This window comes from Citrobacter sp. Cpo071, assembly GCF_030332765.1.
Classification (GTDB): domain Bacteria; phylum Pseudomonadota; class Gammaproteobacteria; order Enterobacterales; family Enterobacteriaceae; genus Citrobacter; species Citrobacter portucalensis.
In genome coordinates, this window is sequence record NZ_JAOWHE010000085.1 from 774275 (window position 1) to 787181 (window position 12907).

General features: G+C 49.3%; 13 protein-coding genes. 4 read left to right on the forward strand and 9 right to left on the reverse strand.

The genetic code is table 11. The annotated features are described in order from the left end of the window. Positions 1-166: 166 nt before the first annotated feature. Positions 167-1285 carry an S-(hydroxymethyl)glutathione dehydrogenase/class III alcohol dehydrogenase gene (locus tag OGY09_RS20825; protein ID WP_008784862.1) on the reverse strand — a complete coding sequence of 373 codons (1119 nt, stop codon included), beginning with the start codon at positions 1283-1285 and terminating at the stop codon, positions 167-169. A 32-nt stretch (positions 1286-1317) separates the two neighbouring features. Then, positions 1318-1593, reverse strand: coding sequence for a metal/formaldehyde-sensitive transcriptional repressor (locus OGY09_RS20830; protein ID WP_003833178.1), 276 nt, complete (start codon positions 1591-1593; stop codon positions 1318-1320). Positions 1594-2048: 455 nt separating this feature from the next. On the opposite strand from OGY09_RS20830, the gene OGY09_RS20835 reads away from it, so the two are divergent. After that, positions 2049-2450 carry an ion channel gene (locus tag OGY09_RS20835; protein WP_032944417.1) on the forward strand — a complete coding sequence of 134 codons (402 nt, stop codon included), beginning with the start codon at positions 2049-2051 and terminating at the stop codon, positions 2448-2450. A 113-nt stretch (positions 2451-2563) separates the two neighbouring features. Here the strand turns inward: OGY09_RS20835 and OGY09_RS20840 are convergent, their stop codons facing one another. The 4 genes from OGY09_RS20840 to OGY09_RS20855 form a co-directional block, all read right to left on the reverse strand. Further along, a complete protein-coding gene (locus OGY09_RS20840) occupies positions 2564-3352 on the reverse strand; it encodes a hypothetical protein (RefSeq protein ID WP_050592520.1) in 789 nt (262 codons plus the stop codon). A 185-nt stretch (positions 3353-3537) separates the two neighbouring features. Further along, positions 3538-4584 (reverse strand): porin OmpA, encoded by a 1047-nt coding sequence (gene ompA, locus OGY09_RS20845; protein ID WP_032943541.1) that lies wholly within the window; start codon positions 4582-4584, stop codon positions 3538-3540. Positions 4585-4734: 150 nt separating this feature from the next. After that, a complete protein-coding gene (locus tag OGY09_RS20850) occupies positions 4735-6003 on the reverse strand; it encodes a Y-family DNA polymerase (RefSeq protein ID WP_150388551.1) in 1269 nt (422 codons plus the stop codon). Between the two features lie 2 nt (positions 6004-6005). Next, on the reverse strand, positions 6006-6425 hold the full coding sequence (locus OGY09_RS20855; RefSeq protein WP_032943548.1) for a translesion error-prone DNA polymerase V autoproteolytic subunit: 420 nt from the start codon (positions 6423-6425) through the stop codon (positions 6006-6008). A gap of 260 nt (positions 6426-6685) precedes the next feature. Between OGY09_RS20855 and OGY09_RS20860 the strand changes: the two genes are divergently transcribed. Continuing rightward, positions 6686-7612 (forward strand): DMT family transporter, encoded by a 927-nt coding sequence (locus tag OGY09_RS20860; protein ID WP_032943549.1) that lies wholly within the window; start codon positions 6686-6688, stop codon positions 7610-7612. A gap of 38 nt (positions 7613-7650) precedes the next feature. On the opposite strand, the gene cybB is transcribed toward OGY09_RS20860, so the two are convergent. Then, complete coding sequence (gene cybB / locus OGY09_RS20865; RefSeq protein ID WP_008784870.1) at positions 7651-8181, reverse strand: cytochrome b561; 531 nt, start codon at positions 8179-8181, stop codon at positions 7651-7653. Between the two features lie 189 nt (positions 8182-8370). On the opposite strand from cybB, the gene gap reads away from it, so the two are divergent. Further along, the gene (gap, locus tag OGY09_RS20870) at positions 8371-9372 is read left to right on the forward strand and encodes a type I glyceraldehyde-3-phosphate dehydrogenase (RefSeq protein WP_286590937.1); all 1002 of its coding nucleotides are present in this window, start codon (positions 8371-8373) and stop codon (positions 9370-9372) included. A 126-nt stretch (positions 9373-9498) separates the two neighbouring features. After that, positions 9499-10425 (forward strand): alpha/beta hydrolase, encoded by a 927-nt coding sequence (locus tag OGY09_RS20875; protein ID WP_032943551.1) that lies wholly within the window; start codon positions 9499-9501, stop codon positions 10423-10425. A 41-nt stretch (positions 10426-10466) separates the two neighbouring features. On the opposite strand, the gene aldA is transcribed toward OGY09_RS20875, so the two are convergent. Then, entirely contained in the window at positions 10467-11906 is a 1440-nt protein-coding gene (aldA, locus tag OGY09_RS20880; protein WP_032943553.1) for an aldehyde dehydrogenase, read from the reverse strand. Between the two features lie 199 nt (positions 11907-12105). Beyond that, positions 12106-12897: a YdcF family protein gene (locus OGY09_RS20885; protein WP_032943555.1), complete on the reverse strand. Its 792-nt coding sequence runs from the start codon at positions 12895-12897 to the stop codon at positions 12106-12108. Positions 12898-12907: the final 10 nt, after the last annotated feature.

Consider the following 12907-nt stretch of genomic DNA (forward strand, 5'->3'; position numbering starts at 1 on the left):
CGTCGACTCTCTTGTAGGGTTTATGCGTGAAAACACGCCCGTTAGATAGTCATCGGCAATCCGGGAAGTTTACTTACCGTGAAAAGCGCCGGATTCGTCACACTTTCACAACATAATTCTAAAAAATTCAGGAAAGTGCCAGCGGTTAAATCCGCTGGCCAATGAATCAGTTATCGCCAAAGTGGATAACGGTACGGATGGACTTACCCTGATGCATTAAATCGAACGCTTCGTTAATCTGCTCCAGCGGTAAACGGTGGGTAATAAAGGGATCCAACTGAATTTTCCCACTCATTGCTTCTTCAACCATGCCAGGAAGTTGAGTACGCCCTTTCACGCCGCCAAACGCGGAACCGCGCCAGACGCGCCCGGTAACCAGCTGGAACGGACGCGTTTTGATCTCTTGCCCTGCTCCTGCCACGCCAATGATGATGCTTTCGCCCCATCCTTTATGGCAACATTCCAGTGCCGCGCGCATCACGTTAACGTTGCCGATACATTCAAAGCTAAAATCCACGCCGCCGTCGGTCAGTTCAACGATCACATCCTGAATCGGTTTGTCGTAATCCTTCGGGTTGATGAAATCAGTCGCGCCCATTTCACCTGCCAGCTTAAATTTTTCCGGATTGGTATCAACGGCCAGAATACGCCCGGCTTTCGCCTGCACCGCGCCCTGAATTACCGCCAGACCAATACCGCCCAGACCAAATACGGCGACGGTGTCGCCTTCTTTCACTTTTGCGGTGTTATGGACTGCTCCGATACCGGTGGTCACGCCACAACCCAGCAGACACACTTTGTCCAGCGGGGCCTGCGGGTTAACCTTCGCCAGAGAGATCTCCGCGCAAACGGTGTATTCGCTGAAGGTGCTGGTGCCCATATAGTGATAAATCGGCTCACCGTTATACGAGAAGCGCGTTGTGCCATCCGGCATCAGACCTTTGCCCTGGGTCGCACGTACGGCCTGACACAAGTTGGTTTTACCCGATTTACAGAACTTACACTCGCCGCACTCTGCGGTGTACAGCGGGATCACATGATCGCCCGGCTTCAGACTGGTGACGCCTTCGCCTACTTCAACCACAATGCCGCCACCTTCATGGCCAAGTACCGCCGGGAATACGCCTTCCGGATCGTCGCCAGAGAGCGTAAAGGCGTCGGTGTGGCACACGCCGGTATGGGTAATTTTAACCAGCACTTCACCTTTCTTTGGCGGTGCGACGTCGATTTCGACAATTTTTAACGGTTGGCCGGGGCCGAATGCAACTGCTGCACGTGATTTCATTTGTCTCTTCCCATTATTGCGAGGTGATGATGTTATTTTAGATAAGCACGCAGAAGATGGCCGATTTCAGCCATGCGCACGGCACGCTGGTCTGGCGTTGTTTCTCCGCTGACCAGCTCGTCTTTCAGATGGATCTCAACCATTTCGCCCATCAGGCCATTGGATGCACCGCGCACGGCGGCAATTTGCTGCAGGATTGCCAGACACGGTTCGCCAGATTCCAGTGCACGCTCAAGCGCATCAACTTGACCGCGAATACGGCGTACACGGGTAAGAATGCGTTTCTTGTCTTCAGGTGAATGCGGCATACGCCCTCCAGATACTATAGGGGGGTATACTATCAGATTTGTTATTTCATTGTAAAATAGAAGACTTATTTAATATCAGTAGATTAGGTTAAGTCACTTTCAGCCATGTGTGAACATATGCAGCCTTTCGGTGCCCCATACGTGCCCTCAAGGGTGCTGCTCGATGAATACAATGCTCTTTTTATTCCAGCATTTTCAAAGCCGATACCAACTTATGTGCAAGACGAGACAGGATTTAAAAATGGCATTGCTTTATTTTTTCTGCAATGAAAGTATCACCATCAGATTCTTAACATGTTTAACTAGCCAATTTAATTTTTTATACATTAAATAATTAAATAACAATATTCATTAATAATTGTCTGCATGAATAGTATTTGGCTTTATATTTCCTTCCGTGTACATTCCAGAAATACCAGCTCAACCCTATACCCTTAACCGCCCAAAGAGCCAGCATGATAATTTTATTTGTTTTCGCACTATTAACTATTACCGTTATAATTCATACGTTTTGGATGTTATGGGTAATGGAAAAACTACGTATAAACAAAACGTCAACATTTCACTTCATATTCAGAAATGTAATTGTTGTTGCAACTGCTCTTATGGCACACCTCGCAGAAGCAGGCGTTTTTGCAATTTTTTACATAATTTCTGGTGCGCTGGAAAACTGGGAGTCGGCCAGTTACTTCTCTCTCGTAAGCTATGCAACTCTTGGCTATGGTGATGTGACATTACCGGCAGAATGGCGATTGATTGGCGCAGCTGAAGGGCTTGTCGGTGCCCTCATGGTAGGCTGGTCCGTAGCCGTACTGGTAGTATTTCTTCAGCAATTAAAATTCATGTTTAAAAAATAATAAAGTGACAATTTGAATGTGCGGTTCGGCGATCTGACAGAAACACGGTGGCGTAGCATCTCGTGAAGCCCCTGTCGGATCGCCAGAAACAAAACGACTATTGATGATTATTATCATATTAGTTTGAACAACACACGGATAGGTTTTAATTGTGTAAGATGCTCCCAAAGATTATGTAAATTAATAAGACCTGCCTGAGCTAATATTGCTATCGTGATCATCAATGTGGATGCAGTAATTACAAGCATTAAGCGGTTAATGTTTCGTTGGATCCTGAAATGTTGCTTGTCCCTTCTCTCCTCAGATTCCCATGTGACAATTGTTGAAATAGCCTTGCCTTGTATATAATATTTTTTATCACTAAATCTGACATCTTCTGTAATTACAAGTGACTGGAGCAGCAGAAAGACCTTCCTCCTGAAATCTTCATTCTTGATATGTTTATACCAAAGCGTCCCGTACAATAGATCAATAACCTCATCACATGTTACTCCAGTGTGAGTTTTCTCTGGCGATTGATGTACATATTCGTTCACCAGCATCTGTAGCAACATTATACGATCAAGTCCACTCAACGCCTTGTTACTGGCGAATGAAGAAAAGAGATTGCTTTTTGCTCTCGTCAGAGCATTTTTTGCATAAGCAATACGTGTAAAATAATTTATTGCAAAAAGAAAAATCGAATCAAACCTTAATGGACCTTGCTTTCTCCAATGAATAATCTCAACATTCATTTTTTCAATATCATTGAGTGGAAGGTTTATTTTCTCCATATAGGCGTGCTGATCAGCATGCCATTTTTCAAGCACAACATTTTTGCCTCTTAGGCTCACAAGCTGATATTTTTCTTGTTTTACATCCGAAAAATAAACACCATAGTAATTATATACTTGATCATCCACATGATTTTTCAGAGTAAACCGTGGCAGAAAATAACGCCATAATCTACCTTTAGCTCTCGAAACTAAGGATTCTATGAACATAATTACGCTCTAACATCTTTAATTTGTCACAGTTAATGATAGTCCACTGTGCGAATAAAAAAGCCCTCCCCATTCGATAATGTGGAGGGCTTTTGTACACCGATTTAGTACTTATCAGTGATCTCAACAACGACATGGCGATCTGGAGCAAGGCAATTAATCAGCTGCTGTCCGGTCTGCCCATCACAACTGGATCCCGTGACAGAATCACTCGAACCATGTCCTTGTGCAGTAATATTTGCAGCTGGCATGCCTAACGCGACTAATTCATCGGCAACAGCCTGCGCGCGCTGGGCTGACAGTTGCTGGTTATAATCTGCGGCTCCGGTGCGATCGCTATAGCCAATAACAACGGTCGCTTTGTCTTTGGCCGGTTGCAGACCGGGATTTCGGTATAACTGCGCAATCGCCGCTTTCCCTTCTGGGGTTAATGCTGCTGAATCATAACCAAACATCACATCAGATTTTAAGTTAAAACGCTGAGGTTCAGGCGCAGGAGTTGCGGCAACTGCCGGTGCAGGCGTAACCTCCGCGTCGTCATGCTGGCCAAAACGATATGACAACCCAGCGGTAACGGAACTAACATCACTTGATACGCCAATCTGGTTTTCATTACCCACATTGCTCACCCATTGATATTCCACGCGACCAGCCCAGTTCTTGTTAAAGGCATATTCCGTACCAACAGCCACAACCGGACGCACACCAGTATCAAAGCGGTTATTGCCTTTAATATCTGACTCCGCGCGATATCCCATTGCCCCTGCACGACCGTAGAGATCCCAATCATCAGTCAAACCATAACTTGCTTTCAGCGATAATTGCAGACCCTGGCTTTTCATTTGAGAACCAGAAGAACCATTTTTACCGTTGAATTGCATATTACCTAAATAATCATAGCCGCCTTCAACTGCCAGCCATGGAGTAATCTGGTAGCCTGTAAATACCCCGCCACCGACGTTATCGCTATCAAAACCAACATCACCATATTTATTACCATTGGCCCCCGTTTGCTGGCTTGCGCTGGTATCAAAGTAATGTGACCAACCAAATTTCCCACCAGCATACCAGGTTCCCGCATCCGCTGCGGCAAATGCCGTAGTCGCGGTCAGCGCATTTGCAATAATGAGTGTAATAAGCGTCTTTTTCATAAATTTCCTATTATAGACTTGCCGTTTGTCAGTTAGTTATCTGTTAGTCGGCGCTACAATAAGATTTTTAATGAAGGCTGATAATCGTTTTTTTATTTATTTCTGGACAGTTTTAGAGTCGCTCTGGACGCTTATTTACGATAACAATGGCTATCCCACCCGCAGTAAATCGCTATATCTCGTTGTATAACGCGGTGAAAGCATATCTCGCTTCATTGCCCACGGTTGTTGTATACCTTGTCCGGCAAAATAGAGTGTTCCTTTACCCTTTTCAGCATTGAGTGTATCCAGAACGGCCATCAGCTTATCGCTGTTATGCCGTGGGGCGTTGTCATCAAACAGATTCAACTGCGCAACGCCAGAACTAAAAAAATCGCCCAGCATGACCCCTGCTTTTTGATAACGCAGCCCCTCCCGCCATATTGCGTCCAGGCTACGTGTGGCCGCCCTTATAATTTCCCGACTATCCTGGGTTGGTGTCAGCAGTTTTATCGATGCGCTGTTACCGTAATACGGTTCATTCAGGGAAAATGGGCTGGTTTTGATAAACGTAGAGATAAACCGGCAGAACTGGTGCTCTCTGCGTAATTTTTCCGCAGCACGTGCAGCATAGGTACAAATAGCCTCTCTCATCGCATTGTAATCCGTGAGTTTTTCACCAAACGATCTTGAACAAATGATCTCCTGCTTAACTGGCGCAAACTCTTCCAACGCCAGGCACGGTTCACCGCGCAATTCCCGCACAGTGCGCTCAAGCACAACGTTGAAATGTTTGCGGATAAAGCGAATATCGGTATCCGCCAGGTCGCAGACCGTTTTAATACCCATGGCGTCCAGTTTTTTACTGATACGGCGTCCGACACCCCAGACTTCATCAACCGGGAGCGCAGCCATCAGCTTACGCTGACGCTCAATATTCGAGAGATCCACCACCCCGCCAGTCTGTTCCTGCCACTTTTTGGCAGCATGGTTCGCCAGCTTGGCCAGGGTTTTGGTCTGGGCGATACCGACCCCAGCCGTGAGGCGTGTTTTCTGTAAAATGGTTTCTCTGATTTCACGACCAAAATCTGTAAGATCCCTGCAGTTTCGCACGCCGGTTAAATCACAAAAGGCTTCATCGATACTGTACATTTCCACGCGCGGAGACAGCTCCTCCAGAATCGACATTACCCTGCTGCTCATATCCGCATACAGCTCGTAGTTCGAACTAAAGCAGAACACGCCGCAGCGCCTGAACAGATCTTTCTGTTTGAAGTATGGTGCTCCCATATTGATGCCAAGCGCCTTCGCTTCCGCGCTGCTGGCAATGACACAACCATCATTATTTGAAAGAACAACAACGGGTTTACCTTTCAGGTCCGGTCGGAATGCCGATTCACAACTGGCATAAAACGAATTAACATCCACCAGCGCAAACATAATCAGCCCGCGGATTTAATGATAAATGTCACCACACCAAATATATCCAGTGTGTCCTCGCTGCCGATCATGATCGGCGCGTAGGCGCTGTTCTCTGGCTTCAGCATCACCACCGGATGCAATTGCAGGCGCTTAACGGTGAATTCGCCTTCAATAGCAGCAATCACAATGTCTCCGTGGGCCGCTTTTCTGGCACTGTCGACTACCAGCAAGTCGCCAGCACCGATCCCTGCCCCCATCATGGAGTCGCCAGACGATTTAACAAAATAGGTTGCGCTGGGATGCTGCACCAACAGGTCGTTAAGATCGATACGTTTCTCAACGTAATCCTGCGCCGGAGAAGGAAAACCGCAGGGCACGAGATCGCTAAATAGCGGGAATTGTTTGATTTCGCGATGTTCTACTGGCTGGAAAAACAACATAATAATCTGCCTCTCATATAACTGTATTTATATACAGTAGTTTTAATGAGGACAGTGATCAAGTGACAGACGTGGCGAACTGAGCGTTGTTTAATCATCTTGCCGGTAAGCGTTTATGCTATCTGGAAAAATAATTTTCGGTTTTATTCCACAGAAGAAAGTACAAATTTTCGCGACATGTACTCAGCCGGAATGATAACGACTACGGCGCCCTGAAAGCGCGTATAGTGGCGTACTAAAATCATTAAAACGGACACATTATGACCACCGCAGGGAAAAGTCATCCGCTGGCCATTGGCGGCCTCATCACCTTAACGCTCATCTGGAGCTACAGCTGGATCGCGATGAAACAGGTCACGCACTACATCGGCGCGTTCGACTTCACCGCACTACGCTGTTCTTTTGGCGCATTATTGTTATTCATCGTTCTGTTACTGCGTGGCCGAGGAATGCGCCCGACACCTTTCGGCTATACGTTAGCGATCGCCTTACTACAAACATGCGGCATGGTTGGATTATCACAATGGGCGCTAGTCAGCGGCGGCGCAGGTAAAGTAGCCATACTGAGTTATACCATGCCATTCTGGGTGGTGATTATGGCCGCCATTTTCCTCGGTGAACGCATGCGGCGTTTACAGTATTTCGCCATTGCCGTGGCAGCTGCGGGATTATTGCTGGTTTTACAGCCATGGCAACTGAACTTTGCCTCAATGCAGAGCGCGCTACTGGCGATCCTTTCTGGGATCAGTTGGGGGGCCAGCGCGATTGTCGCCAAGCGAATGTATACCCGCCATCCGAATATCGATCTGTTAGCGTTGACCGCATGGCAGATGCTGTATGCCGCGCTGGTGATGAGCCTGGTGGCCTGGCTGGTTCCACAGCGAGCTCCAGACTGGCAACCTGTCGTTTTCTGGGCATTAGCTTATAGCGCCGTGCTGGCGACGGCGCTGGCATGGAGTTTATGGCTGTTTGTGTTGCGTAACTTACCAGCCAGTATTGCCAGCTTAAGTACGCTGGCGGTACCTGTCTGTGGCGTTCTGTTTTCCTGGTGGTTGCTGGGTGAAGAGCCTGGCGTTGTTGAAGGTTGCGGTATTGTGCTGATTGTTGTTGCGCTGGCTATCGTCAGCCTGAAAAAACGCGTCTCCCAGGTTCAAAGCGTACGAAAAGCACCACCCTGCGAAAATTAATCGGCTAAAAAAATGCCCCGCATTTGCGGGGCGTTACCTCAGGAGCGTTTACGCGGCATCATGCGCAACAGCGTATTATCCTTCCAGAAATAGTGATGCATCAGGGCGGCAACGGCATGCAGACCAATAACAAAATAACCCAGGTTTGCCAGCGTCACGTGCCAGGACTTCAGCATATCCACTAAATCAAAGTTAGCCTCTGCCGCATGCGGCATAACGATGCCGAATGCAATCCACGGATTACCCCGGTTGTACATCATCACCAGCCCAATAATAGGCAGCACAATAAACAACAGATAGATAACCAGATGCCCCAGATGCGCCATGCCGGTCATCATTGGCTTTGGTTTTGGCACAATCGGCGGTGCCGGATATTTCAGCCTGACCAGCAGACGCGCCACCATCAGCGTTAATATCGTGATACCACAGGATACGTGCACCATGTTGAATAAGGGACGATAGCTGCGCGGGAAAAATCCGCGAAACTCCATGGCGCTATAGGCCACAATAACTAACAAAAAGACCAGCCAGTGAATACCGATTTGCAGGCCAGAATACTTATTCCCCATAACACTTCCTGAATAAAAACAATAATGCGTCAACATAACGGGCTTTTGTTAAAAATTCATTAACTTTTGTTCACCCATTTTCAGTCGCTTACGCTTAACAGCAAGAACCGCTATTGCCGAGGATGCCTGTCTGGACTAAGCCTGGTAAGGAAAATATGTCGTACCGCCTCATCCTGACAGGAGAAAACCATGAGTAAAATTGGCATTAACGGTTTTGGTCGTATCGGTCGTCTGGTATTGCGTCGGCTACTGGAAGTCAAAAGCAACGTGGAGGTTGTGGCCATTAATGACCTCACCTCGCCCAAAATTCTCGCCTATCTGTTAAAGCACGATTCAAACTACGGCCCGTTTCCCTGGAGCATCGACTTTACCGAAGACGCGCTGATTGTCGACGGTAAAAAAATCGCAGTCTACGCAGAAAAAGAGGCCAAAAATATCCCGTGGAAAACCACTGGCGCTGAGATAATCATCGAATGCACCGGTTTTTATACCTCGACAGAAAAAGCCAACGCACACCTGGATGCAGGGGCCAAAAAAGTGCTGATATCCGCCCCGGCTGGCGACATGAAGACCATTGTCTTTAACGTCAACGACGACACAATGGATGCGAACGATCGGATTATCTCGGTCGCATCGTGCACCACCAACTGCCTGGCACCGATGGCGAAAGCGCTGCACGATAGCTTCGGTATTCAGCTTGGCACTATGACCACCATCCACGCCTACACGGGAACGCAGTCGCTGGTTGATGGTCCATGCGGGAAAGATCTGCGCGCCTCGCGGGCAGCAGCAGAGAACATCATTCCCCATACCACTGGTGCCGCCAAGGCCATTGGTCTGGTTATTCCGGCGTTGAGCGGAAAATTAAAAGGCCATGCCCAGCGTGTTCCGGTGAAAACAGGATCTGTCACGGAACTGGTATCGATATTGGGGAAAAAAGTCACTGCTGAAGAGGTCAACAACGCGCTGAAAAAAGCCACGCAAAATAATGAGTCGTTTGGTTATACCGACGAGGAAATTGTCTCGTCCGATGTCATTGGCTCGCATTTCGGTTCGGTATTTGATTCAACACAAACCGAGATTACCGAAGTTGGCGATCTGCAGCTGGTAAAAACCGTCGCCTGGTACGATAACGAATACGGTTTTGTCACCCAGCTTATTCGTACGCTGGATAAATTTATCAAGCTCTAATGTTCTGGCGGAGGCCTGCCTCCGCCCTCTTTCATTTCCCGCGAATTCAATACGTTGTGAGTCTCTCCCCGTTTTCGATTCACTGACTGTGCTATAGCTAACCTTTGCCACTGAGGGAGCATAGTAATGGAAGCACTGAGTCGTGAAACGTTAGAAAACATGATGGAGCAAGCCGTTGCCCACGCAACCACCGTCTCATTCTGGCCGCAGAGTGAAGCCCCCGGAGCAAAAAACAGCGATGCGGTGTTTACGCCTGAACCCCGACATACAGGAACATCTCAGTATGATCGTGCGGTCACCGGTATTCGTGCCCCGGAAATTACCGTTTATGCCCCCGAAAAACCTAACGGCGTAGGGATCCTTGTTACACCGGGAGGTTCTTACCGTCGCGTGGTGATGGATAAAGAAGGCAGCGTACTGGCACCATTCTTTAACGCCCGCGGTTATACCCTGTTTGTGATGACCTACCGCATGCCGGGTGATGGCCATGAGGAAGGTGCAAACGCGCCGCTGGCCGATGCCCAGCGCGCCATGCGCTACATTCGCGCCAACGCCCATGAATGGAAAATTAACCCTGATCGTATCGGTGTGTTGGGCTTCTCTTCCGGTGGTCACGTAGCCGCCAGTCTGGGAACCCGGTTTGCCGAACCGGTTTATACACCGATTGATAGCATAGACGAGCAACCTGCGCGTCCTGCGTTCATGGCGTTGGTCTACCCGGTGATTACTCTGCGCGAAGACATCGGTCACCCGGGATCTCGTCTTGAGCTGGTTGGCGCTACGCCAGAAAAGGAAGATCTGCGCCACTATTCTCTGGAAGAGCGAGTGGATAACACGACACCGCCGACATTCCTGCTACACGCCATCGACGATCCGGCGGTGAAAGTAGAAAACAGCCTGGTTTTCTTTAATGCGCTACGTGGGCTGGGCGTTCCGGTCGAAATGCATCTGTTTGAACGCGGTAAGCACGGGTTTGGTATTCGCGATGCGCAAGGGTTACCGCTGGCCATCTGGCCGGAAATGATGATGAACTGGATCGCCACCAAAGTGTGAGAATTGCGCCGGGTGGCGTACAGGTTCACCCGGCGAAAAACTTAAGACTGCAAATACACTACCTGTGTTTGCAGGTATTCATTCAGACCGTGTTTACCATCTGCCCCGCCAATCCCGGACTTGCGCCAGCCAGCGTGGAAGCCCTGCATCGCCTCGAAGTTTTCGCGATTAATATAGGTTTCGCCAAACTTCAGCCCCTTAATCGCCTTCATTGCCGTATTCAGATTCTGCGTATAGATCGATGAGGTCAGTCCGTAGTCGCTGTCATTGGCCATCGTCAGCGCCTGTTCCAGCGTATCAAATGCCACCACCGGCAGCACCGGACCAAACGTCTCCTCGTGCATAATCGCCATATCCTGGCGCACGTCTAACAGTAACGTCGGCGGATAGTAATAACCTTTACCGGCAACGGCTTTACCACCCAGCACCACACGGGCGCCTTCCTGAACCGCTCGCTCGACTTTTTGCTCTACACGCGCCAGCGCAGCGGCATTAATCAGCGGCCCCATCGCAATGTCATTGCGTTCGGCCGGATTGCCAAACTGCACGGCTTTCATCGCCTCACCCAGACGATTAACGAACTGGTCATAGATACCTTTCTGAACGTATACGCGCTCGGCACAGTTGCATACCTGTCCGGTATTGATCACCCGCGAGTCAACAATAGCCTTCACCGCCAGCTCAAGGTCAGCATCGTCCATCACGATAGCCGGGGCCTTGCCACCCAACTCCAGACAAACTTTGGTGATGTTTTTGGCCGCTGCGGCCATAATTTTCTCACCCGCACCGACGCTACCGGTCATGCTCACCATGGCGACCTTCGGGTTTCCGGCCAGCTCCTGCCCGACCGTTTCACCGCGTCCCAGCACCAGGTTAAAGACTCCGCGCGGTAAACCAATGTCATCAACAATTTTGGCAAAGGCGATGGCGTTATTCGGTGTGAATTCACTCGGCTTAACGACGATGGAATTGCCCGTCAGCAAGGCGGGAGCCAGTTTGCGGGCAATCAGGAAAAACGGGAAGTTCCACGGCAGAATGCCCGTCGTCACGCCCAGTGCACGCTTAAACAGCAGGATATTCTCACCAGGGCGATCGCTTTGCAGGATCTCGCCTTCATAGCGACGCGCCCACTCCGCCATGTAATCGATATAGTCGGCGGTAAACGCGACTTCAACGTCAGCCAGTTGTTGAATTTTTCCACCTTCCGCCACAATCAACGCGCTGATTTCATCGGCTCGCTGGCGGATACCTGCAGAAATTTTGCGTAACCAGTTTGCCCGTTCAATGGCAGGCAACGCTTCCCATTGCGGCTGAGCGCGATCCGCGGCATCGATCGCTTTACGCGCATCTTCGGCACGCCCATCGGGAATACGCGAGATAATCTCTTCCGTGGCCGGATTGACAACATCAATCCAGGCGTCATCGTGCCAGGTCACAAACTGCCCATCGATATACATAGGATGTTGTACGGGTACTGACATGCGGCTCTCCTGTGATTGATTTGTTTTTAACAAGTAAAACTATTGTTAATTAATATCAATCATGCATGACGCATTATCGCTGGAGTGGCGGTTCTGTGAACTGCTTCATAAAAGCGTCTGGAAAAGTGATGATGAAGAGAAAAAACGGGTGGACTTTCTGCCCGTTTGCCGTAAAACGCCGACAAACGGGCAGCAAGAATTACAGAGAACGGCTCTCCAGTAAGTCGGTCAGCGCGGTATCATTTTTTAGCTGCTGCCAGGCTTGCTCGACGTCCTGAGAAATATCGACATGTACGATAAAATCGTGTCCACAGGGCCCGTAGCCGGTTGCATCATCACGCAGGCGCGGAAGTTCACCGGTAATGAGAGAAAGATAGCGTTCTACCGACCACAGACCTTCTGCGGCGGGCACAAAATCCACGCCGTTGTGCTGTTGGGCCAGTTCAGGGATGAAACCAGGGAAACTCAACCAGCGCGGCGCATGCGGTTCATCGCGGGTGACGCGCTGAAACGTGGCCATTGTGCGGCGTTGCATAGTGGGATCCTGCACCACAATGACGGTATGAATACTTTCTGCCGCCTGATTCAGTAATGCACAGCTAAACCGGGCATTCTCACCGCAGTTTGTCGACTGATCTTCCACCCAAATTTTCTCACCCGGAATTTGCCAGAACTGGTGAGCAATATCGGCAAGGATCGCCGCTTCCGCGCGTCCGGTAGTACGAATGATGCTATAACGCGGATGCTGGGCAATCGCATCATACAGAAAGCGCGTGGAATGACCGATACCACCGCTAATCAGCAAGGGAACCTGTTGCTCTTTCGCGATCCGACAGGCGGCGTCGATGGTAGGAATAACCGCGTTTCCTGCCAGAATCACGCAATCTGACTGAACGGTGATATTCCCCGTAAAATCATTCTGCGCCAGCCATCGCCCTACGGTATTGATAGCCGCAAGGGTGGTTGCGGAAAGTGTCAGAAACTGACTCATATTGATGACT

Bases quoted from the DNA above. Each gene is read 5' to 3' on its own strand.
- OGY09_RS20825 (WP_008784862.1), bottom strand. From the start codon at position 1,285: ATGAAATCACGTGCAGCAGTTGCATTCGGCCCCGGCCAACCGTTAAAA.
- OGY09_RS20830 (WP_003833178.1), bottom strand. From the start codon at position 1,593: ATGCCGCATTCACCTGAAGACAAGAAACGCATTCTTACCCGTGTACGC.
- OGY09_RS20835 (WP_032944417.1), top strand. From the start codon at position 2,049: ATGATAATTTTATTTGTTTTCGCACTATTAACTATTACCGTTATAATT.
- ompA (WP_032943541.1), bottom strand. From the start codon at position 4,584: ATGAAAAAGACGCTTATTACACTCATTATTGCAAATGCGCTGACCGCG.
- OGY09_RS20850 (WP_150388551.1), bottom strand. From the start codon at position 6,003: ATGTTTGCGCTGGTGGATGTTAATTCGTTTTATGCCAGTTGTGAATCG.
- OGY09_RS20855 (WP_032943548.1), bottom strand. From the start codon at position 6,425: ATGTTGTTTTTCCAGCCAGTAGAACATCGCGAAATCAAACAATTCCCG.
- OGY09_RS20860 (WP_032943549.1), top strand. From the start codon at position 6,686: ATGACCACCGCAGGGAAAAGTCATCCGCTGGCCATTGGCGGCCTCATC.
- cybB (WP_008784870.1), bottom strand. From the start codon at position 8,181: ATGGGGAATAAGTATTCTGGCCTGCAAATCGGTATTCACTGGCTGGTC.
- gap (WP_286590937.1), top strand. From the start codon at position 8,371: ATGAGTAAAATTGGCATTAACGGTTTTGGTCGTATCGGTCGTCTGGTA.
- OGY09_RS20875 (WP_032943551.1), top strand. From the start codon at position 9,499: ATGGAAGCACTGAGTCGTGAAACGTTAGAAAACATGATGGAGCAAGCC.
- aldA (WP_032943553.1), bottom strand. From the start codon at position 11,906: ATGTCAGTACCCGTACAACATCCTATGTATATCGATGGGCAGTTTGTG.
- OGY09_RS20885 (WP_032943555.1), bottom strand. From the start codon at position 12,897: ATGAGTCAGTTTCTGACACTTTCCGCAACCACCCTTGCGGCTATCAAT.